The following is a 25,203-nucleotide window of genomic DNA, read 5'->3' on the forward strand; positions in this document are numbered from 1 at the left end:
GAATGATTGTATTTTGATTTAGCAAAAAAGGTAATAGATTATTTTAAAGTAGTAGAAAAATAATTTAATACAGAATCAATTTTATTTAAAATTAATTTGAAACGTTCTTCTGCTGATTCATAGAATAAATTACCTAAAAAGGCTTCTTGAAATTTTGAGTTTTCTTTTATCAATTTTAGATTTTTAATAATATAGATTTTAACTTCTTCGTCCTTTTCGTTTATTAATAAATTTTCCCAATCTTTTCTATTGTCCAAAATATAAGTAATGTCTTCTATATCGTGACTAAATCGGGGATCATTACCACCTCGATCTTCGTATGCAGTAAATTTACTTGCTAAAAAATAATTGAAGGGCATAATTTGAATTGTGTTTTGTTCAATTTTAATTCCCTCCATATTTTCAAATCCTTTTTTGAACCATTTATTTGCTGGTGCCCATGAAATTGGGTTTGTATTCATAACATCGACTAATATGTCTTCAAATTTAAATCTGCAAATTACATCTAATTCTGCGGATTGTAAAAATCCTTTAGAAGCCAATCTTTCTCTTATATCTTCAAGCTCATTAATGGTTGCTACACTTACACTGATGTCTATATCTTTAGTTGGTCTTACATCTTCGGCAGCTTCATCATTAATGTATAAACTTACAGTTGCTCCTCCTACAAAAATGACTTCATTGTTTAATTCACCTAAAGCGTTAGAAATCTTATTGATAATTTGTTTATTTATAATTGTATTTTTCATTACGAAATTCTTTGTTTTAATTCTTCCACCGCAATATTAAATTCTCTTTTATTGCCTAACCTTATTGCATCAACCAATGATAATAATTCGTGTAGATTAGGATCTTTAATGCAGGCTTTAGGAACATTAGGATGTAGAGGTTCTATAGAAAACCCTCTGCTGTTTCCTTCCGAATAAGGCCAAACATAAATTTCTTCGCTTAAAATTATATTTGATAATGGTAATGAACTATGCGAGGTTTTAATGCCTCTGACCAAGGGACCTGGCTTTTGAGGAAAAACATATTTTAATCCAAAAATAAGAAAATCCAATAAGGAAGATTTCATAATTCTCTTTTTATTGCTAGAAATTAAGCCACTAAGCACACTTCTATTTAGTGATTCGCTAATTTCACTTAAGCTAATATACAGATCATAACCTAAATCTTTCATCAGCCAATTTTCGTGACCATAGCTAATTATTTTTAATAATATAACTATATCATGAGGTCGCATTCCATTATGTTTTTTCATAACCATATTTTTAATTCGCGATTCGCGATTCGCAAATTTAATTAAAAATATCTATTGAAAACAAAAAAACCTTCTCGATTATATTAAACTGAGAAGGTTTTCTTTGAAAGAACAAATATCTTAGATATTAATTCGATTTCATTTTAATTCTATCCAATGTGCTTTGAATACTGTTTAATTGTTTAGAAACAATTGCGATTTGATTTCCATCTAATTCGTTTTTCTCTAAAGCCATTTTATATTTTTCAACAGCAGCTTCTTCTCCTGTTACGCAGGCATTTACAATCGCTTCTGTATCTCCGCTTGTAAAGGATGATTTAATATCAATCCATGCGCGGTGTAAAGCTCCTAATGGTCCGCCTCCGGAAGTATCTGTTGATTTTCCTAGTTTGTTGATTTCATCTTGTAATTCAACAATAAATAAGGCTCTTTCACGGGCATAATCCAAAAATTCAGCTTTGATTGCGTGATTTTCTACATGTTCTGCGGCGTTTGTATAACCCAGTTTTCCATCTTCTAAAATAGAAATTAATCCGTTTAATGTACTTACTGCTTCTGTTGTTGTTTCATCTGTATGTGTCATGACTTTAATTTTTAAATTAATGTATAATACAAAGTTGGGATTTTATAACGCCTTAATTCTTATAGAATTACAATGTGTGTTTATAAGATTGTGGAATGGGAATTTTGAAAGGAAAATTTATTTCTCACGCAGATTTAGCAGATTAGACAGATTTAATTTGATTTTTTAAAACGAAAATTGGTTGTTACCGTTTGCGTGAGGGATAGCAGCGGAAAGTCCACAGCCTGACGAAGGAAGTGCGAGGACTTGTAGCGAATAGCCCGACCCGCCGCGGCGAAACACGCCCAAAATATTTAAGTGCTATTTGTTTTTGTAACCAAGCTGATCATGATGTCGTCAAAAGTAGATCAAATCATTAATTAATAGTAAAAATGAAATCAATTTTTAAAGTGTACATGGTGTTTTTTCTAATATTCTATTCGGCTGCTTTTAGTCAAAATTTAGAATCAAAAATAGATAAGCTGGTAAACGAGAAATTTAAACCCGATGGTCCGGGAGCAGTTTTTTTAGTTGCTAAGAAAGGAAAAGTGGTTTACAGAAAAGCGTTTGGAATGGCGAATTTGGAAATGAATATTAAAATGCAGTCTGAGTTTGTTTTTGAAATTGGATCTATGACCAAACAATTCACGGCTGTTTCAATCCTAATGCTGGTAGAACAAGGCAAGATTAAACTGGATGATGATATCACGAAATTTATTCCTAATTATCCAACCAACGGAAATGTTATTACGATACATCATTTATTGACACACACTTCTGGAATTAAAGATTTTACGAGTATGAAAGCTATAAAAAATATTGCCAGAGAGGATTTGTCTCCAAAAGAATTAGTTGATTTTTTTAAAAATGAACCAATAGATTTTAAACCGGGAGAACAGTTTAAGTATTGTAATTCAGGATATGTTGTTTTAGGATATATTCTTGAAATTGTGTCTGGTCAAACTTATGAAGATTTTATACGGAATCATATTTTCGAAAAAATCGGGATGAACAACAGTTATTATGCAAGTCATGATAAAATAATAAAAAACAGGGTTTCTGGTTATCGTAACAGAGACGGAGTTGTGAATGCAAATTATATTAGTTTTTCAATACCATATGCTTCTGGTTCAATTATGTCTAATGTAGATGATATGCTAAAATGGCAAAATGCAATTGATTCTAATCAATTAATTAGCTCAAAAATTGCCGAAAAAGCGTTTACGAATTATACTTTAAAGGATGGCAGTAAAATTGATTATGGATATGGCTGGCATATAAAAGATTTAAACGGGAAATTGGTACGTGAGCATGGAGGCAGTATTTTCGGTTTTAAATCAATGGGAGTTTATGAACCTAGTGAACAGGTTTATGTAATAGGATTGAGCAATTGCGATTGTAATTCGCCAACCGCGCTTACGAGAGATATTGCTGCTTTAGTATTTGCAATAACGGGTAATAAAAAAGGGTGCTGTGAAACACCCTTTTTGTATAATTAATTATAAAGATTACACAGCCAAAGCTTCTTTGATTCTGCGTAAAGCTTCTTTTAATATATCGTTACTTGTTGCGTAAGAGAAACGGATACAGTTTGGATTTCCAAAAGCGTCTCCTGTTACAGTTGCAACGTTTGCTTCACCTAAAAGATACATTGATAAATCATTTGCATCTTTAATTTCTGTTCCTTTTAATGTTTTTCCGAAGAAAGAAGAAACGTCTGGGAAAACATAAAATGCTCCTTCTGGAACGTTGATTTTTACTCCCGGAATTTCTTTTAATAAATCAACAACCAAATCTCTGCGTTCGTGGAAAGCCTTAACCATGTGGTTTAATACGCTAGGATCTGCATCAACAGCAGTAATTGTAGCACGTTGCGCCACAGAGTTTGCTCCTGAAGTTACTTGCCCCTGAATTTTTGTACATGCTTTTGCAATGAATTCCGGCGCACCAATATAACCAATTCTGTATCCTGTCATAGCAAATGCTTTTGCCACTCCGTTTACCGTAATTGTTCTTTCAAACATTCCAGGAATTGAACCGATACTGCAGAAAGTTCCTGAGAAATTAATGTGCTCATAAATTTCATCGGCAACTACATATATATTTGGGTGTTTTTCTAAAACTTTTGCAAGAGCTGTTAATTCTTCTCTGCTGTACACAGATCCAGATGGGTTACAAGGAGAACTGAACCACATCATTTTTGTTTTTGGTGTAATGGCAGCTTCTAATTGTGCTGGTGTAATTTTAAAATCAGTATCTACAGACGTTGGAACCTCAACAGGAACTCCGCCAGACAATTTTACAATTTCGAAATAAGAAACCCAGTAAGGTGCTGGTAAGATAACCTCGTCACCATCATTTAACATTACTTGTGCAATATTATATAAAGATTGTTTTGCTCCTGTAGAAACTACAATTTGAGTTGGTTTGTACTCTAAATTATTATCTCTTTTGAATTTTCTGCAAATAGCTTCTCTCAATTCTAAATAACCTTCTACCGGAGAATAGGTGCTGTAATTTTCGTCAACTGCTTTTTTAACGGCTTCTTTAATAAAATCTGGTGTATTAAAGTCTGGCTCACCTAAACTTAAACTGATAATGTCTTTTCCCTGCGATTTTAATTCACGTGCTAAAGCAGCCATTGCTAAGGTTTGTGATGTCGCTAAGTTGTTAATTCTGTCTGAAAGAATATGATTCATTATAAAAATTTTGAATGTCCTTAATTTCAACTTAATTAAGGAAGGTTAATTATTAATAGATTTTTGATTTTTATGCTAGTTCCGGTTTCATTCCAAGATCTTTTAAGTGCTTGTAATGTGCTATAACAGCTCCTCTCATGGTTCTGAATTCATGATAAGGCAAGTTGCATTCTTTTGCAGTTTGTTTTACAATTTCAGCAATTTTTCCGTAGTGAATGTGACTGATATTTGGAAAAATATGATGCTCTATCTGGTGATTTAAACCACCGGTAAACCAGTTGATTATTTTGTTTTTTGGAGCAAAATTAGCCGTTGTATATAATTGGTGAATGGCCCATGTATTTTCCATTTCGCCGTTTTCATTTGGAACCGGATTTGAAGTTTCCTCAATTACGTGTGCTAATTGAAAAACGACACTTAAAATTAATCCCGCAACATAATGCATTACGAAAAAGCCAATAACAACTTTCCACCATGGTACACCTAAAACCATTGGTAAAACCATCCAGATTAAAACATAAATTATTTTTGTTATTACTAAAACGGTCCATAATTTAGCCGGACTTTGTGGTGTTCCGTATGATAATTTTCTCTTCAGATAGTTTTTCATTTGTTTAAAATCAGTCGTTAAAGCCCAATTAAAAGTCAAAAGTCCGTATAAGAAAAAAGAATAATAATGTTGAAATTTATGAAATTTGTGCCATTCAGCATTTTTTGTAAAACGAATAATTCTTCCGGCATCAAGATCTTCATCATGACCGTGAATATTAGTATACGTATGATGAAGTACATTGTGTTGTACTTGCCAATTGTGTACATTTCCGGCCAAAACATAAATGCTTCCACCCATAATTTTATTGATCCAGGATTTAGAAGAGTAAGACCCATGGTTTCCATCGTGCATTACGTTCATACCTATTCCAGCCATTCCAACTCCCATAAGAATGTTTAATAACAATTGTGCCCAAAAAGGCATGTCAAGAGTTAATATCAAAAAGTATGGCGTTAAAAAAACGGCAAACAGAATAATGGCTTTTAAGTGCAGCTTCCAGTTTCCGGTTTTCTGAATGTTGTTCTCTTTGAAGTAATTGTTTACTCGTGAGTTAAGTGTTCTGAAGAACTTCAGATTGTCTTGCTTAGCAAATGTAGGCGCAGTGTTATTCATAATTAATTTAAATAGTTTTCAAAGGTAATTATTATAAATTTTCAATTTGCAAAATTGAGTTAAATATTTCAATCGTAAAGTAGTACTTTTGTTAAAAAATTAGAGCAATGGATGAGATATTGAAATATTTTCCTGATTTGACCGACATTCAAATCGAACAATTTCAAAAATTAGACTTTTTATACCACGATTGGAATGAAAAAATCAATGTTATTTCGCGAAAAGACATTGATGCCTTATATACAAAACACATTTTGCACTCACTTGGAATTGCAAAAATAATGAAGTTTGAACCTGGAGCAACTGTTCTTGATGTTGGAACCGGAGGAGGATTTCCCGGGATTCCGTTAGCGATTCTTTTTCCTGAAACCCGTTTTTATTTAATTGATGTTATAGCCAAAAAAATAAAAGTGGTTCAGGGTGTGGTTGATGCTTTAGAATTGAAAAATGTAAAAGCAGAACAAAAACGTGCCGAATTGGTAAAAGGAGATTTTGATTTTATTGTAAGTCGTGCCGTTACCAATATGCCGGATTTTGTTTCGTGGATAAAAGATAAAATCAAAAAGCAACACAAGCATACATTGAAAAATGGAATTTTATATCTTAAAGGTGGAGATTTGGCAGAAGAATTAAAAGATTTTCCAAAAGCAACATTATATGATTTGGCAGATATTTTTGAAGATGAGTTTTTTGAGACTAAAAAAGTCGTGCATTTACCATTGAAGTTTCAACCTTAAAAATTTGTTTCAAAAGTTTCAGGTTTCAAGTTTGAAAACCTTCAAATAATAAAAAAACCGAATCTAAATTTTAGATTCGGTTTTTTTATTTGAAATTATTTAAACTAATAAGCCATTTCTTGTATTTGTAAAAATGAATTTCTTTTTTGATCTAAATGATCTATAAACTCATTAAGAGATTGTGTTGCTGCTTCAGGAGAATATTTGAATTTAGGATCGAAGAAAAACTCTCTGCAAATTACAGGTTCATTTGATGAATCATAAATTGCTTCGTCAGTTTCGTCAAGATTCTCATCACTATATTGGCAAGGAAGCAAACGGGCTAATTCTATTATTCTACTACTAAACCATTTATCAAATACTTTCTTTTTTGGAGAAATATGACGTGCAAGTAAAACTAAACCAACAAGTTCGTTTTGAAGATAGTATGATCCTTTTCTATATCTTACATCTACCATTTTCACATTCATAAGAGCAACCCAAATTGGTCCGTTTACAGAATTTGTTGCAGGAATGTTTAAATCTGTATCAAAATCAAGAGGACTTGAATATTCAGGATTAACAATTGAAGCCCAAAGTGCTTCGATACGTCTGTCGATATCATTTGCTGCTTTTGTATATCCTGTAAAGCGCCAATTTACCCATTCTAAAAGAGCTGCTGTTAAACCTATAGCAGCTTTATGGTTAATTTGGGTTAATGCAATTTCTAGTTCTTCATTTCCTTCCAAAGGATCTAAAATCGCATCTATTTTCTTTTTTGTCCATTTAAAATTAATTGGGTGACCAATACATTTTGATTTTACAATGATTTCAGGAACATTTTTTAAATTTTTCATAAGCTTTTTAATTTAGAATTAGTGTCATGTTTTATATCAGTAAAACTGTTTCTTCTATTTGTTTCTTTGTGATTTAAAACTTTGACAAAATTATATGTTAGCTTATTTTTAACCTCATACTATAAGTTTTTTGAATGATAAATTAGGATTTTTTAGAAGTTAAGTGACTGATTTTTAACAACATAAGAAAAGTACTACAAATTTTACAATTGTTTAAAAATGAGTTGTTTAAAAAAGAAACCCACAATTATCAAAAGACAACTGTGGGTTATATAAATTAGATGATCTAATGTATTATCCTAAAAATGGGTATCTGTAATCTTCAGGAGTTACAAAAGTTTCTTTAATAGTTCTAGGAGAAGCCCAACGTAATAAGTTCAATGCAGAACCAGCTTTATCGTTAGTTCCGGAAGCTCTTGCTCCACCAAAAGGCTGCATTCCTACAACTGCTCCGGTTGGTTTATCATTAATGTAGAAGTTACCTGCAGCATTTTGCAATTTCGTAGTTGCTACTTCAATAGCATAACGATCCTGGCTAAATACAGCTCCTGTTAAAGCATATTCAGAAGTAGTATCAACTAATTCTAAAGTTTCTTCCCATTTTGCATCTTCGTAAACATATATAGTAATAACTGGTCCGAATAATTCGGTTTCCATTGTAGTATATTTTGGATTTGTAGTTACAATAACGGTTGGCTCAATAAAGTATCCTACAGATTTATCGTAGTTTCCTCCAATGATGATTTCAGCATCAGCATCTTTTTTAGCCTGATCGATATAACTCGCCAATTTATCAAAAGAACCTTCGTGAATAACTGCTGTAATAAAGTTTCCGAAATCTTCCGGAGAACCCATTTTCATAGATTTGGCATCAGCAATTAATTGTTCTTTTACAGCTGGCCATAAACTTTGCGGAATATAAGCTCTTGAAGCTGCAGAACATTTTTGACCCTGAAATTCAAATGCTCCACGAGTAATTCCAGTTGCAACTTGTTTTACGTTAGCACTTGGGTGCGCAATGATAAAATCTTTACCACCAGTTTCACCAACGATTCTTGGATATGTTTTATAGTTGTTAATATTGGCACCAATTTTTGCCCAGATATCTTTAAATACATGAGTAGATCCTGTAAAGTGAACTCCGGCGAAATCACGGCTAGCCAAAACAGTATCAGTAATCATTAAGGCATCTCCAAAAACAACGTTGATAACGCCATCAGGAACACCAGCTTCTTTGAAAACATCAATAATAACTTTTGCAGAAAATACCTGGCTGTCACTTGGTTTCCAAATAACAACGTTACCCATCATAGCAGCACTTGCAGGAAGATTTGCAGCGATAGCTGTAAAGTTGAATGGAGTAATCGCGTAAACAAAACCTTCAAGAGGTCTGTATTCTAAACGGTTCCAAACTGTAGAATCAGATTTTGGCTGATCGTTGTATATTTGAGTCATAAATTCTACGTTGTAACGTAAAAAGTCGATCAATTCGCAAGAAGCATCAATTTCTGCCTGGTGAATATTTTTAGATTGTCCAATCATAGTAGCAGCATTTATACGAGCTCTGTATGGACCTGCAATAAGTTCAGAAGCTTTTAAGAAAATAGCAGCACGTTGTTCCCATGCCATATTTGCCCATGCTTTTCTTGATTCAAGCGCATTTGCAATTGCTTTTTCGATATGTTGTTTTTCAGCTAAATGATACGTTCCTACGATATGTTTGTGATCGTGAGGTGCTGAAATGGTTTTTGTATTTCCGGTTTTGATTTCTTCACTACCAATGTATAATGGAACATCGATTTTAGAGTTCCACATTGAAGTGTATGCTGCCTGAACAGCTGCTTTTTCTGGTGAGTTCGGTGCGTAACCTTTTACCGGTTCGTTTACCGCTTTTGGTACATGAAAGAATCCTTTTAACATGGGTTGTAAGTATTTAAAATTACGAATTATTTAAATTTTCACAAAAGTACAAAGGATATTTTGATTATATCATAACACAATATTAAAAGTTGTAATTAAATAAACAAATCGGGCTAAATTGTAAAGAGCATCAGCAGTTTAATAATTAAATTTGATACAAATACGCCAAATATTTTTTCAAATATTTAAATAGTAACGAAATGAAAATTCCCCTTTTAGCTTTTAACGATAACGGAATTTATTGCCAGCAGGCCGATATTTATCTCGACCCGTGGCGACCGGTAAAAAACGCCATTATTACACACGGACATTCTGATCATGCGCGCTGGGGGCATCAAAATTATATTACACATCACACTAATATTCCTATAATTCGCCATCGTTTGGGCGAAATAAATGTTACAGGAAAAGACTGGAACGAAACCTTTGTAATCAATAATGTAAAATTTTCTTTTCATCCCGCCGGACATATTATTGGAAGCGCACAAATTCGAGTAGAACATAAAGGCGAAGTCTGGGTTTTTACAGGCGATTACAAAGTTGAAGACGACGGGATCTCGGTTCCGTATGAAGTGGTGAAATGCCACACTTTTATAACCGAATGCACTTTTGGATTACCCGCTTTTAACTGGACACCGCAAGCCGAAGTTATTACAGAAATCAATAATTGGTGGGCAGAAAATAAAGCAGAAGGAAAAACTTCGATTTTGTTCGGATATTCTTTAGGAAAAGCACAACGACTTTTAAAATACTTAGATACAGATCTCGGAACAATTTACACACATGGCGCCATTGAAAATATGACCAATGTGGTACGCCCTTTAATTGATCTTCCGCCAACAACATTGGTGACTTACGAAACCAAGAAAGAAGATTTATTAGGCAACATTGTACTCGCACCGCCAAGCGCACACGGAAGTACGTGGATCAGGAAAATGACACCTTTCGTTACAGGTTCAGCAAGTGGCTGGATGGCTTTTCGCGGAGCCAGACGCCGACGTGCGATTGATAAAGGTTTTGTTTTGAGTGATCACTGCGATTGGTATTCTCTTTTGGATAGCATAAAAGCAACAGGCGCAGAAAAAGTAATTTGCACGCATGGTTATACCGATATTTTTTCTAAATATTTAAGAGAAATAGGATACGACGCCAGAACCGAGAAAACCCAATATGAAGGCGAAACGGCAGAAATGGAAAGAGAAGTTGAAACCGAAAAAGAAATTCGAGAATGAAAAATTTCGCCCAACTCATAAAAGTCCTTGATAGTTCGAATAAAACGAATGTAAAAGTCGATGCGCTGACGATGTATTTTAAAAATGCATCACCGGAAGATAAAGTTTGGACCATTGCCATTCTTTCACATCGTCGTCCGCCGAGACCTGTCAATACCACTTTATTGCGAAATTGGGCAAATGAAATCGCTAATATTCCGCTATGGCTTTTTGAAGAAAGTTATCACATTGTGGGAGATTTGGCAGAAACAATTGCATTGATTATTCCAACTACAAAAGAACATTCAGATAAAAGTTTAACCGAATATCTTCAGGAAATCATCGCTTTAAAAAAGAAAACAGATCCGGAGAAAAAAGAATATTTACAGCAAAACTGGCTTGCGCTGAATTATTACGAACGCTTTGTTTTTACCAAATTAATCACCGGAAGTTTTAGAATCGGCGTAAGCCAAAAATTAATGACAAGAGCACTTTCTAAAGCAGAAGATGTTGATGAAGATGCTTTGGCGTATAAATTAATGGGAAATTGGGATCCGAATACGATCACTTTTCAGGAATTGATTTTGGATGAACAAAACAGCGATTATTTATCAAAGCCCTATCCGTTTTATCTCGCATATCCAATTGAAGGCGAAGTGGAAAATTTGGGAAATCCCGAAGATTGGTCAATAGAACACAAATGGGATGGAATTCGGTCGCAAACCATCATCCGCGAAAGCGAAATTTATGTCTGGTCAAGAGGCGAGGAGCTAGTTACGGATAAATATCCTGAGTTTAAATCTTTCGTTGGTTTAATTCCGGATGGAACCGTAATTGATGCCGAAATTTTAGCTTTTCCAGAAGGTGAAATCGGAACTTTTAATGATTTACAAACCAGAATTGGACGTAAAACCATATCAGCAAGTTTACTCGAAAAAGTCCCCGTAATTTTAAAAGCCTATGACATTCTGGAATGGGAAGGTCAGGATATTCGGAATTTGCCTTATGCCGAAAGAAGATTATTATTAGAACAATTATACGATTCAATTAAAGATAAAACAACTTCTTTTCAATTGTCAGAACGGGTTTTGCTCCATTCCTGGGAAGATGTGACAAATGAAAGAATGCGTGCCCGCGAAATGAAAAGCGAAGGTTTGATGTTAAAACGAAATGATTCGGCGTATTTAGTAGGAAGAAAAAAAGGCGATTGGTGGAAATGGAAAATTGAACCTCTTGTAATCGATGCCGTTTTAACCTACGCCATGCGAGGTCACGGGCGACGTTCCAATTTATTTACGGATTATACTTTTGCGCTCTGGCAAACCAATGATAAAGGCGAAAAAGAACTGGTAACATTTGCAAAAGCCTATTCCGGTTTAACCGATGCCGAATTTAGAAGAGTTGATGATTTCATAAAGAAAAATACTTTAGAACGTTTTGGTCCCGTTCGAAGTGTTACGCCACAATTGGTTTTTGAAATTGGTTTTGAAGGAATCGCACTTTCAAAAAGACACAAAAGCGGCGTTGCAACACGTTTTCCAAGAATTTTGAGATGGCGACACGATAAAAAAATTGACGAAGCAAATTCGATTGAAGACTTAAAAAGTATGATTTCGTAAAAGGTTCAAAGGGACAAAGTAACAGAGTTTCAAAGAAAAAAACTTTAGGAAACCGCTAAACTTTGTCCCTCTGAGCCTTTGTAACTTTGAACCTTATATAAAAAAATGAACAGAGAAGAACTATATGCAATTGCAGAAAAATGGTTTCAGGATCAGGGTTGGAAAGCTTTTCCGTTTCAAACTCAAACCTGGACGGCTTTTTTACAGGGCAAAAACGGTTTATTAAACGCACCAACCGGAAGCGGAAAAACCTATGCTTTATGGTTTCCGATAGTTCTTGATTATATGAAGAAAAACCCGAATTATAAAACAAAATATAAACCGGGATTAAAAGCTATTTGGATTACACCTTTGCGAGCACTTTCGGTAGAAATAAAACAAGCAGCAGAACGAATTGTTGAAGATTTAGAGTTGCCATTAACAGTCGGAATCCGCTCTGGAGATACTTCTCAAAGCGAAAGAGCGAAGCAAAGCAAGAAAATGCCGGATTTGCTGATAACAACGCCTGAAAGTTTACAATTGCTTCTTGCATCAAAAGAATTTGCGAAAACTTTTGCCAATTGTTCCGCTATTGTTGTAGATGAATGGCACGAATTATTAGGTACAAAACGTGGTGTTCAAATGGAATTGGCTTTGTCGAGATTAAAAATAGTGGCGCACAAAATGCGAATCTGGGGAATCTCAGCCACAATTGGAAATCTTGAATTGGCACAGCAAGTTTTATTAGGAGTAAATTCTGAAGCCTATCAAAATTCAGTTTTGATAAAGGCCAATATCAATAAAAAAATAAAAGTGCTTTCGATTCTGCCTGAAAAAATGGACAGTTACCCGTGGCGCGGTCATATGGGTTTGCACTTAATTGATGAGGTTGCAAAAATCATCAGAAGAAGTAAAACGACCTTAATTTTTACCAATGTACGTTCTGCATGTGAAATGTGGTTTCAGGCGATATTAGAAAAATATCCTGAATTTGCCGGAGATATGGCAATGCACCACGGAAGCATAAGTAGAGAAACCAGATTGTGGGTTGAAAATGCGATTCGAAATGAAGACTTAAAAGTAGTTGTTTGTACTTCTAGTTTAGATTTAGGAGTAGATTTTGCGCCTGTTGAAACCATTATTCAGGTTGGTGGGCCAAAAGGAGTCGCGCGTTTTCTGCAGCGAGCCGGACGAAGCGGACATCAGCCTGGAAAAGAAAGTGTGATTTATTTTCTCGCTACGCACGCTATAGAATTAATTGAAGCATCGGCATTAAAAAAAGCAGCTGCGAGAACAATTGTCGAAGATCGGATTCCGTACTTGAACAGTTGGGATGTTTTGGTGCAATACCTCAATACATTGGCCGTTTCGGATGGATTTTATCCTGATGAAATTTTTGAAGAAGTTAAAAATACCTTTTGTTATCAAAACATGGCAAAAGAAAACTGGAATTGGATTCTGAATTTTATCACCAACGGAAGCCAGAGTTTACAAGCGTATGACGAATTCAAAAAAGTTGAAATCGAAGAAGACGGACGCTTTAAAATCCACAGCCGAATGATTGCTATGCATCACAGAATGCAGATTGGAACTATTGTAGGCGATGCATCGTTAAATGTTAAGTTTTTAACCGGAGGCTATATAGGTTCTATTGAGGAATGGTTTGCCTCAAAACTACAGCCTGGAGATGTCTTTACGTTTGCCGGAAAAAGACTTGAATTATTCCGCGTAAAAAATATGCAGGTTTTAGTGCGAAAAGCAGATCCTAAAAAAGCTTCAAGAGTAGTAAGCTGGATGGGCGGTCGTATGGCATTATCGGTACAAATGAGTGAATTATTGAGGGAAGAATTATATGCGGCAAATACTGATAAGTTAACGCCTGAATTAATTGCATTGCAACCTCTCTTTGCAAGACAAAGAAAAGAAAGCATCGTTCCGGATACTAATGAGTTTTTAATAGAAACGTTTAAAACCCGTGAAGGATTTCATGCCGTTTTTTATCCTTTTGAAGGCCGATTTGTACACGAAGCCTTGGCCAGTATTATTTCGTATCGAATTAGTCTACTCTCTCCAATTACTTTTTCGTTAGCTTATAATGATTATGGATTTGAATTACTTTCTGATCAGGAAATTGATATGGAAAGTGTTTTTGATAATAATTTATTTTCAACAGAATACGTACATCACGATTTGCAAAAAAGTTTGAATTCGACTGAAATGGCGCGACGAAAATTTAGGGATATTTCTGTAATTGCCGGTTTGGTATTTACCGGAATGCCTGGAAAACCAGTTAAAACCAAACATTTACAAAGCGGTTCGCAATTGCTTTTTGAAGTTTTCCGAGATTATGAACCCGACAATTTATTGCTTCAGCAAGCGTATATTGAAACATTCGAACATCAATTGGAAGAAGGACGTTTGATTCAGGCTTTAGAACGAATTAACAGGCAAACCATTGTCTGGAAACAATGTAAAAAGCCAACACCTTTTAGTTTTCCAATTATTACAGATCGACTTCGGGAAAAATTATCAAGTGAAACATTGGCAGAAAGAATTAAAAAAATGACAGCCAGTTACATGAAATAATTTTGGACTGATTTTTGGATAAAACCTCTTGAATCACACTTTTTTGGCTGATTCTAAAAATCTAATTTAACACAGAAACATAGATTCTATTTAACTAAGAAATATTATTTAAGAAAACTCGTTTTTCACATAGCTATGCGTTTATATGAAAAGTGAAACGTCTTTTTTGAACATTCCAAATGCTATGGTTCTATGTGTTAAAAATAATTACAACAGCGTAAATGAACATAATAATAAACAATCAGGATTTCATTCTGCATCAATCTGGTGCTGTTTTTTGGGAAAAAGAAAAAATACTTTTAATCTCAGATGTGCATTTAGGAAAAGTGGCACATTTTAGAAAACACGGAATCGGAATTCCAAACAATGCCATTTTTGAAAATTTTACCCGATTAAAAACAGTTTTAGAATTATTTAATCCAAAAACAATCGTTTTTTTGGGCGATTTGTTTCATAGTAAAATCAATAACGAATGGGATCTTTTTGTGCAATGGACTAAAGAACATTCGCAGAAAATAATTTTGGTGGAAGGAAATCACGATATTATTTCTAAACAAAACTATTCAGATCTAAATATTGAAATTTTTAATGAATTAGAAATAGGCAATTTTTTATTAACCCATCATCCCACAGAAAAAGAAAACTTCTTTAATTTTTGCGGACACATTCATCCCGGAATACAATTACGAGGATTAGGACGACAATTTTTAAGTTTATCTTGCTTTTTTCACAAACCAAATCAGTTGATTTTTCCGGCTTTTGGAGAATTTACAGGAAATTCATATCTAATTCCAACAGAAAAAGACAAAGTTTATGCGATTACAAAAGAGGGAATAATAGAAGTTGCAATAAATTAATTCAGTGCAAAAGGAGCGCACATTCTAAAAGTAGGAACAATTACTTTGAATGTTTTTGTTGTGGTAAAATTGATCATATTAAAATGACCTTTCATGGCTCCGTATGGAGATGAAAGCAAACAACCAGAGCTATAAGTGTGATTTTCGCCAGGTTTTAAAACTGGTTTTTTACCTATAACTCCTTCACCGTCAACAACTTCTAGATCGTTAAGAGAGTCGAAAATTTCCCAGTGACGAGAAGTTAACTGAACCGAATCTTTACTGTGGTTTTCGATTGTAATTACATAACTAAAGGCAAAATGAATCTTGTAGTTCTTGAAGTAAGTACCTTCAAAACTAGTTAAAACAGATATTTTTATGCCTCTTGTAATCTGAGAAACCATACTAACGTCGTATATATGTGAGTGTTATAGTGGCAAACTTACGAAAAAAATTTGTTTACCCGAAATCCTTTAACAATGTTTTAATTGGTGATATTGATAGAGTTAGCATTCCCCTTTCCGATAACTCTTTCATATCGATCAGAACTTTGCTTATAATATACCAATATTGTGTATTCATTTTCGGTTTGATAGAAGTTGCCATCAATAGCATTTTCGTAATCAACAATGCCTTTTTTATCGGCGATTTTATATTGAAAATTGGTAAAACCCTGTTTGATCATAATTGCTTTTTCAAAAACACCCTTATCCTGGTTGTAATCCATTTTGTTTTCTGCCGATAAGCTGTAATTATTAAACATTCCGGTAACATAAATATCCTTATTATTTGACCTGAATGTTGGTGCAGAAAGTGTAAAATAAACCCAGGCATAATCGGCTTCAATTTCGTTGTTTGAACCGTTGATGTTCTTAACAACAAAATTACCGTTTACATCTTCATAATTGGTATAAATTTGATTTGCTCTTGCTGCATTGGTATACAAATAAGAGTTATAAATATCATTATTAGATCCTACTTTCCCCACATTATTATTAGCGGCCCGAATGTCTTTATTTTCAAAATATAAAAATTCATTTCCACCCCAAAACAAAGTTTCCTGTCCATATTTATAAACCAACTGATTGCCAATAGTATATTGAGGAGGAATGTTTTTAATTGCGGTATTAAAATCTCCATTTTGCAGCAAAAGCACCCTCACATTTTGCAAAGGCGTTTGAAAAGCAATATCATTAGAAAGTATCGTAAATTCAAGATTTTGCATATAGTCTATATTGCTGAGGTTTCGGCTTCTTTTTACCTGTGCAGCAACGGTCGAGTGCTCTTCATATAAAATAAATTTTCTTGAGAAAACAACTTCCTTATCTTCGTTCAGAATTTTTAAGATATAATTCCCTGAAAGTCGTAATTGCGTTGTAAACTGATTAGGAAAAGCAAGCCGGTAATGTGAATAAACCTGAAGCGTGTTAAAAGAATTTACATAATCTGTAATTCTTTGATTATCAAAACCACGAATAAAATCTGTTTTAGGAATATCGGTTGGTTTCCAGTTGTAATCGCAATGCGTAATATCAAAATAATAATTGGCTTCGTTACCAAATAAATCATCAAATTGCAATTCAAACGTGGAGCCTAATTCAAATATTGGCACAACATTATTTCCGTTTTGAACAAACGAAACTGTTTTTATATTATAAGGAGGAATAACTTCTGTTTGTACTTCCTGCGCTGTCGCGAAAGTAAAAATGAAAAACAAAAGAAAGTTCTGAAACAAAAATTTTGACATCTTAATTATGTTGTAAGATTGTAAATATAACAATTTATACAACGAAAAATAGTACATTTTATTGGTTTTAAAAACAATTTATTACGAACCCAAAATATAATCCAGATTAACTTCGATTTCATCGTTAACAAAACTTTCTTCTAAAAGCGAATCAGATAACAGCTTTTTGTTTTCCTGCAATTTGATTATTTTTTCTTCTACCGTATTTTTTGAAATGAAGCGAATAACATTCACCTTATTTAATTGTCCAATTCGGTGTGCCCGCCCAACGCCTTGTTTTTCAGCAAAAGGATTCCACCACGGATCCAGAAATAAAACATAAGAAGCTTTGGTAATATTTAAACCAACGCCACCCGCTTTAAGCGAAATAAAAAATAACAGCGGCTCTTCTTTTTCCTGAAAAAGTTTTACTTGCTGTTCTCTTTTACTTGCCGGAGTTTCACCTGTAATTTCACAGAATGTTATTTTATTTTCTTTACACCAAGTCGTGTAAAAATTCAAATTAGTAACAAACGAACTAAAAATGATCGTTTTTTGTTTCTCTTTTACTAAAGTTTCGAGATAATTAGTAACCGCAATATATTTTCCGGAATCAATTTCAGATTCCTGATCGACCATTTTCGGATGATTACTCAATTGTCTTAACTTCATCAACGTATTGATAATGCTAATTTTGTCTGGACTTGATCCGTCTGTTTTTAATAAAAAATTACGGGCTTTAGATTTTTCCTGCTCGTATAATTTTTCCTGTTCGGGATCCATGTCACAGTAATAAATTTGCTCTGTTAATTCGGGTAAGTCTTTTAAAACCTGTTCTTTGGTTCTTCTTAATATGTAAGGCTGAATCAGATTTTTTAATTCAGACAAACTATTTTCGTCTTGCTTTTTCTCAATCGGAATTTTGAAATTTTCAGCAAAAAAATTATAAGTACCCAAAATTTCAGGGTTTATAAATTCCATTTGCGACCACAAATCGTCAAGCGAATTCTCGATTGGGGTACCACTCAACGCAATTTTATTATACGTCTTTATTTTATTAATCGCTTTAAAAATTTTAGAATTCTTGTTTTTAATGTATTGACTTTCGTCTAAAATTAAATAGCGAAAATTGTATTTTTCTAAAATTGAAATATCTCGATGGACAATGCTGTAACTCGTAAAAATTAAATCACAAGAATCTAATCTGCTTGCTAATAATTTCCTGTCATTACCCACATATTGCATTTTCGAAAAGTGCGGTGTAAATTTTGCTGCTTCATTGTACCAGTTAAAAACCAATGAAGAAGGTAAAACAATCAGGGTTTTTAGTGGTTCTCTTTGTATAGTGGTTTCATTTTGAAATAAATCAAAATTCGTGGTTTTCGTTGTAAATCCTAATTGTTCCTGTACGGCCACGAGAACGGCCAAGGTTTGTAAAGTCTTACCAAGTCCCATATCATCAGCCAGACAAGCACCCAAATTGGAGTTAAAATGACCCAAAAGCCATTTTACACCATCAATTTGATAAGGTCTTAAAGTAGCTTTTAGCAAATCAGAAGCTACATATTCAGCTTCGTAAATGGGTTCTGTATCATTTTTGATTTCCGGTATTGCATCCAAAGCGGTAAAATTACTTTTACGCAACAGAAGACTTCCGTCTTCTGTTTTTGCCAGTTTTGCCAGCGAACTATATTTACTGAACCATTCTAAGGGAATCAAAAAATAGTTTCCATCAGGCAATAAAAAGAGTCTTTCTTTACTTTTTATATTAGGAATTATTTCACTGAAGTTAATCGTATAAGTTCCAACTGTAATGATTATTTTAATGTCAAACCAATCTCCGGTTGTTTCTTTTGAAGCTGAAACTGTATGGTTTCCTGTAATGATTTCTTTGCTTTCGAGTTTTAAATTCTGGATTGTAAATCCTAGATTTTCAAGCTCTTCTTTACGATCAATAATAAATTGAATATTGGTGTAAGGATCGCTAATTTCTGTTTCAGAATTCAATCCCAATAATTCGTTTTTGATTTTTGTTAAACCAATTTCAACTAATTTATTTGTATATAAAATCTCATCAGCACTTCGTTTAAACTGAATTATTTTAGGTTCATTTATAATGCTGAAATCAACAAACGAATGTGTTTTCTTCGTTTTGCCTGAATCAAATGAATAGCCATTATAATCGAAAAATAAATTGAGATAATAACAGTTTTTGAAGAAATCGTAAACAGGCTGAATCGTGCATGAAATAATGGTATCACGAAGTTCAATTTCAAAACCGGTTGCCTGAATATCAATTTTTTTAGCAATTTCGGGAATGAAATTCTTAAAGTAATTGTCAACTAATTTTGAAGGTATTTCGATTGATTTTTTGGTTAAAAAAGGCGAAAGTTTTTTAGAATTGAGATCTTTTAACTGTCCTAATTTCTTATCTATAATTAACCAGCCCGGCTCGTCTAAAAGAACATCTACGCTACTATTCATGGGTAAAAAGGTAGTTTCATTTTCTTTTAAAGATAAACTATAAGTAATGCCGGCGTCGTGTTTGTCAAATTGAATTTGAGGTTCGAAAGAGCGGGGTTCAATATTGACTCTGGAACGAAAAAAATCTTTTTCAGCGCTCATATTAATAGACAGCGGAAATTGCTCTTTTAGAATTAAAGTATAAAAGCAATCCAGATTTAATTGCAAATGCTGGCGAATCGCAAATTCAATTTTAGAGTCTTTCTGTAAATCTGCAATTGTTTTTGCCGACTTGATTTTTGCGCTGAACTTTTTGAAAATAAACTCAGGCTTTAATGATTCGCAAGCTGTCAGTATTTTTTTTGAATTGGAATCTAAATCATCAAAAACAATTCCGAAGCTTTTAAGAATTCCGGAAGTTGCTTTTTTGTCTAAATATTTAATGTCATTCGTATCTTCAACGACATAAGAAGTTGGAAGATAAGTGTTCAGGTTTTTGTCAAAACTGACGTCAAAACAAAATTGAAATGATTTTGAAGGTTTCAAAATTAGGGTTGGGTTGTATTAGGGTTTGAGCTAAAATTTAAAAAGTTTTCAAATATTGCTATTTTGAAAACTTTTTAAATAAACTATAAATCAATTATATGGTGAAAAATCTACTGTTTAATTTCCTGTTTGAAACAAAGAGGAATAATTTCTCCTTTTGCCAAACAATATTTTTCTACCAATTCTGGGGCAATTTTATTCGTATAATCTTCTTCGATTACGATAAAGCCGATACTTCTTAATTTGTCGAAATAATCGCGTCCGTAAATACGAACGTGATCGTATTGTCCGAATATTTTAGCACGTTCTTTTTGATCGGTAATGGTATCATCAGCAAAGGTTTTTTCTCTCGATAAATCCTGAGGAATCTGTAAAACAGCCATTCCGCCTGGCTTTAATACACGAAATAATTCCTGCATTGCTTTTGTATCATCCGGAATATGTTCTAAAACGTGATTGCACAAAATCACATCGTATTCGTTGTCTTTAAAAGGTAAATTGCAGATATCTGCTTTTACATCTGCCAAAGGCGAAAATAAATCCGTTGTCGTATAGTCAAGATTTTTTTGCTTGCGGAATAATTTATAAAAAGCTTGTTCTGGAGCAAAGTGTAATACTTTTTTTGGAGCTGTAAAAAAATCAGTCTGATCGTTTAAATACAACCAAAGCAAACGGTGTCTTTCTAATGAAAGCGTACTTGGCGAAAGTACATTGTTACGTTGTTTTCCGTATCCGTAAGGTAAAAACGATTTAAAACTTCTCCCATCAATTGGGTCAGTAAATTTATCTCCTTTTAATGATAAAGCCAAAATCGGACGGGCCACATAACTCAAACGAATTAATAATGGGCGTGGGATTGTATTAAGTATTAGTTTAAAAAGTTTTTTCATTGGGGGTTGTTTCGCAGAGTTTCACAAAGTTAGCACGAAGCTTCACAAAGTGTTTTTATTCTCTAATAATTATTTGAATCTATGGAATAACTTATAATACTAAAGGCACTTGTCTAAATTCATCTTCTTCATTACTCTCAATTCCTAACGCTTTATAGATGTATTGAAAAGTCGATAATAATTCTGGTTTACCATCAATTAAGGCAACGTCGTGTTCGAAATGCGCACTTGGTTTTCCGTCAGCCGTTAAGATTGTCCAGCCGTCTTTAAGTTGTTTGATGTTTCTTGTTCCCATATTAATCATTGGCTCAATAGCAACGACCATTCCTTCAACAAAAAGTTTTCCTCGACCGCGTTTTCCGTAGTTTGGCATTTCCGGTTCTTCGTGCATTTTCTGTCCAACGCCGTGCCCAACTAATTCGCGAACAACACCGTAACCGTGAGCTTCAGTATATTTTTGAATCGCATTTCCAACATCTTCTACGCGATTTCCTGCTTTAAATTCACGAATCCCAACATATAGAGATTCCTTAGTGATTTTCAAAAGTTTTTTAACTTCCGGAGCAACTTCACCAATTTCAAAACTGTAAGCGTGATCACCGTGATAACCGTTTTTGAATGCACCACAATCTACAGATATAACATCACCATTTTTCAAAGGTGTATTGTTCGGAATTCCGTGTACAACCTGTGCATTCGGACTCATGCAAAGCGAATTCGGAAAATCATACAATCCCAGAAAACTAGGAACTGCGCCATGATCACGAATAAATTCTTCGGCTAACTTGTCAAGATATAATGTGGTGACTCCTTCTTTAATTTCAGAAGCAATCATTCCTAATGTTTTAGATACGATCAAAGCACTTTCGCGCATTAATTCAATTTCCTCTCTACTTTTTTGGATAATCATATTTTTCAGATTTTCAGTTCGCAAAAGTACAATTTTAATATAAATTTTTGGCTAAAATTTTTTGCCTCGAATTGGTTTTTTTCGCCACGAATTCACGAATTTCCACGAATAACAGTTTAGTAGAATTTTTAAAACCAATATAATTAGTGCTAATTAGTGATCCCGATAGCTATCGGGAGTGGCAAACTTTCAATTTTAATCTCTTGTTCTTTTCAACTTAATATTTGACAGAAAAAACGTAAATTAGTAGTAAAAACGTTTAAATCATGAAAACTCCGATAGTCCAGGAAAATATATCCAAAGAAAAAGCTTTACGAAAAATGAAAGGAAACGCTTTGGCACTTTTAGGTTTTGCGGTCCTTTTATTTATAATTGCGATTTATTTTAAGATTCCGATACTGCAGGCGTTTAGCGAAGCAGCAATGGTGGGTGGAATTGCAGATTGGTTTGCAGTTGTGGCTTTATTTCGTCATCCGATGGGAATCCCGATTTGGCATACAGCGATTATTCCAACAAAGAAAAATGAAATTGGCGAAAATCTGGGCAGTTTTGTTTCCGAAGAATTCCTGAATCGGGAAAAACTGGAAATTAAAATAGAAGAATTCAATTTTGCGACAAAAGCTTCAGATTGGCTTTCACAGGGAGAAAATGCCAATAAAATTGCCAATTTGGTTGTCGTAAATATTATTCCGGGTGTTTTAAAAACTATAAAAGATGAAGATGTAAAACGATTAATTCAGGTTCAGTTTAAGGAAAAACTAGAAGGGATTAATTTTGGAGATTGGGTCGCTTTGGCTTTGGAACCTTTGCAAAAAGGAAATGTAAAAGATCAATTGCTAACCAATTTGATGGAAGTTATGAGCACCGAATTGGCAAATAATAAAGATTTGATTCGCAAAAAAGTAAAAGAATCAACGCCTTTTTTGAGTTTTGGCTTAGCTGATAAAAGCATTTCAGAAGGAATTTTTAATGGTTTGGCCGAATTTTTAGATGAAGCCAAAAATCCAGACAGCGCCGTGAGAATTAAAATAGACGAGTATGTTTATAATTTTCTGGATCAGGTAAAAAATTCAGAAGAAATGCGAGTAAAAATCAATAACCTAATTCTTGGTTTTGCCGGCAAAAAAGAAGTTCAGGATTATGTAAACGGGATCTGGGATGAGATAAAACTGTCTATTACTAATGATTTGGAAAAAGGGGATCAATCTTCCATCAAAAATAGTATCTCAAATTTAATTCAGGGTTTCGGAACCGGAATAAAAGACGATCCAATAATGATCGACAAAATCAATAATTTTATCAAAATTGATTTATTATCAATGCTTTTGAATAATAAAAAAGTGATAGGCGATTTAATTTCCTCTACTGTAAAAAGCTGGGACGGAAAGGAAGTTTCTGAAAAATTAGAACTGGAAATCGGGAAAGATCTTCAATACATCAGAATCAACGGAACGCTGGTAGGAGGAATGATAGGACTTGTTATTTATGGCGTAGAACAGATTTATCACTTTTTTATAGTGTGATGCTTTTTAAACCATATAAGTTATATAAGTAAATATAAATCAGCGTGATTTGTTTTTTTGGAAAAATAAAACCATATAAGTATAGTAAGTTTTTTAAATGAACTTATATAACTTATATGGTTTAAAAATTTAACCTAAGATGTTTTCTACAACAACGAATGACAAGTCATTGCTGCTGGTTGCTGAACGCCCATTAACTCTAAAATAGTAGGAGCGATGTCACCTAAAACACCATCGTTTATGTTCTTTAATTGTTTGTCAACCAAAATAATCGGCACCGGGTTTGTTGTGTGTGCCGTATTTGGGCTTCCGTCAGGATTAATCATAGTTTCGCAATTTCCGTGATCTGCAATTACAATTGTAGTATAATCGTTTGCAAGAGCTGCTTCGATAACCCCTTTTACGCAGGCATCAACAGCTTCACAAGCAAGAATTGCAGCGCTCATGATTCCGGTATGGCCTACCATATCACCGTTTGCAAAATTTAAACAAACAAAATCAACTTCGCCTTTGTTTAATTCAGGAATAAGCGCATCTTTCAATTCAAAAGCACTCATTTCTGGCTGTAAATCGTAAGTTGCTACTTTTGGAGAGTTTCTTAAAATTCTGCTTTCGCCTTCAAACGGAGTTTCTCTTCCGCCGGAAAAGAAGAAAGTTACGTGTGGATATTTCTCGGTTTCGGCAATACGAATTTGTTTTTTGCCGGCTTTTTCTAAAACCTCACCAAGAGTTTCAGTAATATTATCTTTATTGTAAACAACTTTTACGTTTTGGTACGTTTCGTCGTAGTTGGTAAGCGTAACATAGTACAAGTTTATTTTGTGCATGTTTTGCTCGTGAAAATCTTGTTGAGAAAGTGCTTCTGTAAGCTCACGACCTCTGTCTGTTCTAAAATTGAAGAAAATGACAACATCGCCTTCGATAATCGTAGCCAATGGATTTTCTTTCTCATCAACCATAACGATTGGTTCGATAAACTCATCGGTAACGTGATTTGCATAACTGTCAAGAACGCTGGCAACTGCATTTTGAGAATGAGTTCCTTTTGCATTTACTAATAAATCGTAAGCAAGTTTAACTCTTTCCCAGCGTTTGTCACGATCCATTGCATAATAACGACCAATGATTGAAGCAATTTTTACAGGAGTTTCTTTAATATATTCTTCTAAATCATGAATGTATTTAGCTCCCGATTTTGGGTCAACATCACGACCATCTGTAAAAGCATGGATAAAAACATTATCTAAACCATATTCCTGAGAAGCGTCAATTAATCCTCGTAAATGTGAAGTATGAGAGTGAACACCTCCATCAGAAACTAATCCTAAAAAGTGAACTTTTTTATTGTTTTCTTTGGCATATTTAAATGCATCAACAAGTACTTGCTCTTTTGCAAGCGTTTTATGTGCTACTGCCAGATTTATTTTGGCTAAATCCTGATATACGATTCTTCCGGCACCAAGATTCATGTGACCCACTTCACTGTTTCCCATTTGCCCTTCTGGTAAACCTACGTTTAAACCATCAGTTCTAAGTTGTGCACTTGGGTAATTTCGGTAAAGACTGTTTATAAAAGGAACGTTTGCATTGTCTATTGCAGATACTTTAGGGTCAGGAGATTTTCCCCAACCGTCTAAAATCATAAGTATTACTTTTTTGTTCATCATTTTTAGTTTTTTACAAAGATAAACCATTTATAAAATGAGCAAGAAAGCAATGTCACAATTTATATTT

At 33.8% G+C, this 25,203-nt stretch carries 20 protein-coding genes; 7 read left to right on the forward strand and 13 right to left on the reverse strand.

Going from position 1 to position 25,203, the window contains the following annotated elements:
- Positions 1-38: 38 nt before the first annotated feature.
- The 3 genes from AC4FQ3_RS12815 to AC4FQ3_RS12825 form a co-directional block, all read right to left on the reverse strand.
- Positions 39-749: a nucleotidyl transferase AbiEii/AbiGii toxin family protein gene (locus AC4FQ3_RS12815; protein WP_491182091.1), complete on the reverse strand. Its 711-nt coding sequence runs from the start codon at positions 747-749 to the stop codon at positions 39-41.
- Positions 749-1,261, reverse strand: coding sequence for a hypothetical protein (locus AC4FQ3_RS12820; protein WP_491182092.1), 513 nt, complete (start codon positions 1,259-1,261; stop codon positions 749-751). The genes AC4FQ3_RS12815 and AC4FQ3_RS12820 overlap by 1 nt, the downstream gene beginning before the upstream one ends.
- A gap of 127 nt (positions 1,262-1,388) precedes the next feature.
- Positions 1,389-1,844, reverse strand: coding sequence for a ferritin-like domain-containing protein (locus tag AC4FQ3_RS12825; protein ID WP_491182093.1), 456 nt, complete (start codon positions 1,842-1,844; stop codon positions 1,389-1,391).
- Positions 1,845-2,215: 371 nt separating this feature from the next.
- Between AC4FQ3_RS12825 and AC4FQ3_RS12830 the strand changes: the two genes are divergently transcribed.
- On the forward strand, positions 2,216-3,322 hold the full coding sequence (locus AC4FQ3_RS12830) for a serine hydrolase domain-containing protein (RefSeq protein WP_491182094.1): 1,107 nt from the start codon (positions 2,216-2,218) through the stop codon (positions 3,320-3,322).
- A 9-nt stretch (positions 3,323-3,331) separates the two neighbouring features.
- Here AC4FQ3_RS12830 and AC4FQ3_RS12835 read toward each other — a convergent pair whose 3' ends face one another.
- Together AC4FQ3_RS12835 and AC4FQ3_RS12840 are read right to left on the reverse strand one after the other, a co-directional pair.
- The gene (locus tag AC4FQ3_RS12835; protein ID WP_491182095.1) at positions 3,332-4,522 is read right to left on the reverse strand and encodes a pyridoxal phosphate-dependent aminotransferase; all 1,191 of its coding nucleotides are present in this window, start codon (positions 4,520-4,522) and stop codon (positions 3,332-3,334) included.
- 70 nt (positions 4,523-4,592) lie between these two features.
- On the reverse strand, positions 4,593-5,687 hold the full coding sequence (locus AC4FQ3_RS12840) for a fatty acid desaturase family protein (protein WP_491182096.1): 1,095 nt from the start codon (positions 5,685-5,687) through the stop codon (positions 4,593-4,595).
- Between the two features lie 107 nt (positions 5,688-5,794).
- On the opposite strand from AC4FQ3_RS12840, the gene rsmG reads away from it, so the two are divergent.
- Positions 5,795-6,424, forward strand: a complete 630-nt coding sequence (gene rsmG / locus AC4FQ3_RS12845) for a 16S rRNA (guanine(527)-N(7))-methyltransferase RsmG (protein WP_463462212.1) — start codon at positions 5,795-5,797, stop codon at positions 6,422-6,424.
- A 104-nt stretch (positions 6,425-6,528) separates the two neighbouring features.
- Here the strand turns inward: rsmG and AC4FQ3_RS12850 are convergent, their stop codons facing one another.
- Both AC4FQ3_RS12850 and pruA read right to left on the reverse strand, forming a co-directional pair.
- Complete coding sequence (locus AC4FQ3_RS12850) at positions 6,529-7,260, reverse strand: hypothetical protein (protein WP_042563750.1); 732 nt, start codon at positions 7,258-7,260, stop codon at positions 6,529-6,531.
- A 294-nt stretch (positions 7,261-7,554) separates the two neighbouring features.
- Complete coding sequence (gene pruA / locus AC4FQ3_RS12855) at positions 7,555-9,180, reverse strand: L-glutamate gamma-semialdehyde dehydrogenase (RefSeq protein ID WP_491182097.1); 1,626 nt, start codon at positions 9,178-9,180, stop codon at positions 7,555-7,557.
- Positions 9,181-9,380: 200 nt separating this feature from the next.
- On the opposite strand from pruA, the gene AC4FQ3_RS12860 reads away from it, so the two are divergent.
- The 4 genes from AC4FQ3_RS12860 (at position 9,381) to pdeM (ending at position 15,432) form a co-directional block, all read left to right on the forward strand.
- Positions 9,381-10,412: a ligase-associated DNA damage response exonuclease gene (locus tag AC4FQ3_RS12860; protein WP_491182098.1), complete on the forward strand. Its 1,032-nt coding sequence runs from the start codon at positions 9,381-9,383 to the stop codon at positions 10,410-10,412.
- On the forward strand, positions 10,409-12,010 hold the full coding sequence (locus tag AC4FQ3_RS12865; RefSeq protein WP_491182099.1) for an ATP-dependent DNA ligase: 1,602 nt from the start codon (positions 10,409-10,411) through the stop codon (positions 12,008-12,010). Before AC4FQ3_RS12860 ends, AC4FQ3_RS12865 begins: the two co-directional genes overlap by 4 nt.
- Before the next feature lie 105 nt (positions 12,011-12,115).
- Positions 12,116-14,575, forward strand: coding sequence for a ligase-associated DNA damage response DEXH box helicase (locus AC4FQ3_RS12870; RefSeq protein WP_491182100.1), 2,460 nt, complete (start codon positions 12,116-12,118; stop codon positions 14,573-14,575).
- 221 nt (positions 14,576-14,796) lie between these two features.
- Positions 14,797-15,432: a ligase-associated DNA damage response endonuclease PdeM gene (gene pdeM, locus AC4FQ3_RS12875; RefSeq protein WP_042563755.1), complete on the forward strand. Its 636-nt coding sequence runs from the start codon at positions 14,797-14,799 to the stop codon at positions 15,430-15,432.
- Here the strand turns inward: pdeM and apaG are convergent.
- From apaG to map, 5 genes are all read right to left on the reverse strand, one after another.
- A complete protein-coding gene (gene apaG / locus AC4FQ3_RS12880) occupies positions 15,429-15,815 on the reverse strand; it encodes a Co2+/Mg2+ efflux protein ApaG (protein ID WP_042563756.1) in 387 nt (128 codons plus the stop codon). The two genes, pdeM and apaG, sit on opposite strands and share 4 nt — an antisense overlap.
- An 80-nt stretch (positions 15,816-15,895) precedes the next feature.
- Positions 15,896-17,158 (reverse strand): type IX secretion system plug protein, encoded by a 1,263-nt coding sequence (locus tag AC4FQ3_RS12885; RefSeq protein WP_042563757.1) that lies wholly within the window; start codon positions 17,156-17,158, stop codon positions 15,896-15,898.
- Between the two features lie 81 nt (positions 17,159-17,239).
- Positions 17,240-20,146: a DEAD/DEAH box helicase gene (locus tag AC4FQ3_RS12890; protein WP_491182101.1), complete on the reverse strand. Its 2,907-nt coding sequence runs from the start codon at positions 20,144-20,146 to the stop codon at positions 17,240-17,242.
- Between the two features lie 110 nt (positions 20,147-20,256).
- The gene (locus AC4FQ3_RS12895; protein ID WP_491182102.1) at positions 20,257-21,036 is read right to left on the reverse strand and encodes a methyltransferase domain-containing protein; all 780 of its coding nucleotides are present in this window, start codon (positions 21,034-21,036) and stop codon (positions 20,257-20,259) included.
- 91 nt (positions 21,037-21,127) lie between these two features.
- A complete protein-coding gene (map, locus tag AC4FQ3_RS12900; RefSeq protein WP_115843391.1) occupies positions 21,128-21,946 on the reverse strand; it encodes a type I methionyl aminopeptidase in 819 nt (272 codons plus the stop codon).
- Positions 21,947-22,212: 266 nt separating this feature from the next.
- On the opposite strand from map, the gene AC4FQ3_RS12905 reads away from it, so the two are divergent.
- Entirely contained in the window at positions 22,213-23,469 is a 1,257-nt protein-coding gene (locus AC4FQ3_RS12905) for a DUF445 domain-containing protein (RefSeq protein WP_491182103.1), read from the forward strand.
- A 146-nt stretch (positions 23,470-23,615) separates the two neighbouring features.
- Here the strand turns inward: AC4FQ3_RS12905 and gpmI are convergent, their stop codons facing one another.
- Positions 23,616-25,133: a 2,3-bisphosphoglycerate-independent phosphoglycerate mutase gene (gpmI, locus tag AC4FQ3_RS12910; protein WP_042563761.1), complete on the reverse strand. Its 1,518-nt coding sequence runs from the start codon at positions 25,131-25,133 to the stop codon at positions 23,616-23,618.
- Between the last annotated feature and the right edge of the window lie 70 nt (positions 25,134-25,203).

This window comes from Flavobacterium sp. AK-345 (assembly GCF_058310175.1).

Excerpts from the sequence above, each read along its gene's own strand:
- AC4FQ3_RS12815 (WP_491182091.1), bottom strand. The coding sequence starts at position 749 with ATGAAAAATACAATTATAAATAAACAAATTATCAATAAGATTTCTAAC.
- AC4FQ3_RS12885 (WP_042563757.1), bottom strand. The coding sequence starts at position 17,158 with ATGTCAAAATTTTTGTTTCAGAACTTTCTTTTGTTTTTCATTTTTACT.
- AC4FQ3_RS12905 (WP_491182103.1), top strand. The coding sequence starts at position 22,213 with ATGAAAACTCCGATAGTCCAGGAAAATATATCCAAAGAAAAAGCTTTA.
- AC4FQ3_RS12840 (WP_491182096.1), bottom strand. The coding sequence starts at position 5,687 with ATGAATAACACTGCGCCTACATTTGCTAAGCAAGACAATCTGAAGTTC.
- pdeM (WP_042563755.1), top strand. The coding sequence starts at position 14,797 with ATGAACATAATAATAAACAATCAGGATTTCATTCTGCATCAATCTGGT.
- pruA (WP_491182097.1), bottom strand. The coding sequence starts at position 9,180 with ATGTTAAAAGGATTCTTTCATGTACCAAAAGCGGTAAACGAACCGGTA.
- AC4FQ3_RS12895 (WP_491182102.1), bottom strand. The coding sequence starts at position 21,036 with ATGAAAAAACTTTTTAAACTAATACTTAATACAATCCCACGCCCATTA.
- AC4FQ3_RS12830 (WP_491182094.1), top strand. The coding sequence starts at position 2,216 with ATGAAATCAATTTTTAAAGTGTACATGGTGTTTTTTCTAATATTCTAT.
- apaG (WP_042563756.1), bottom strand. The coding sequence starts at position 15,815 with ATGGTTTCTCAGATTACAAGAGGCATAAAAATATCTGTTTTAACTAGT.
- map (WP_115843391.1), bottom strand. The coding sequence starts at position 21,946 with ATGATTATCCAAAAAAGTAGAGAGGAAATTGAATTAATGCGCGAAAGT.
- AC4FQ3_RS12860 (WP_491182098.1), top strand. The coding sequence starts at position 9,381 with ATGAAAATTCCCCTTTTAGCTTTTAACGATAACGGAATTTATTGCCAG.
- AC4FQ3_RS12865 (WP_491182099.1), top strand. The coding sequence starts at position 10,409 with ATGAAAAATTTCGCCCAACTCATAAAAGTCCTTGATAGTTCGAATAAA.
- gpmI (WP_042563761.1), bottom strand. The coding sequence starts at position 25,133 with ATGAACAAAAAAGTAATACTTATGATTTTAGACGGTTGGGGAAAATCT.
- rsmG (WP_463462212.1), top strand. The coding sequence starts at position 5,795 with ATGGATGAGATATTGAAATATTTTCCTGATTTGACCGACATTCAAATC.
- AC4FQ3_RS12820 (WP_491182092.1), bottom strand. The coding sequence starts at position 1,261 with ATGAAAAAACATAATGGAATGCGACCTCATGATATAGTTATATTATTA.
- AC4FQ3_RS12870 (WP_491182100.1), top strand. The coding sequence starts at position 12,116 with ATGAACAGAGAAGAACTATATGCAATTGCAGAAAAATGGTTTCAGGAT.
- AC4FQ3_RS12825 (WP_491182093.1), bottom strand. The coding sequence starts at position 1,844 with ATGACACATACAGATGAAACAACAACAGAAGCAGTAAGTACATTAAAC.
- AC4FQ3_RS12850 (WP_042563750.1), bottom strand. The coding sequence starts at position 7,260 with ATGAAAAATTTAAAAAATGTTCCTGAAATCATTGTAAAATCAAAATGT.
- AC4FQ3_RS12835 (WP_491182095.1), bottom strand. The coding sequence starts at position 4,522 with ATGAATCATATTCTTTCAGACAGAATTAACAACTTAGCGACATCACAA.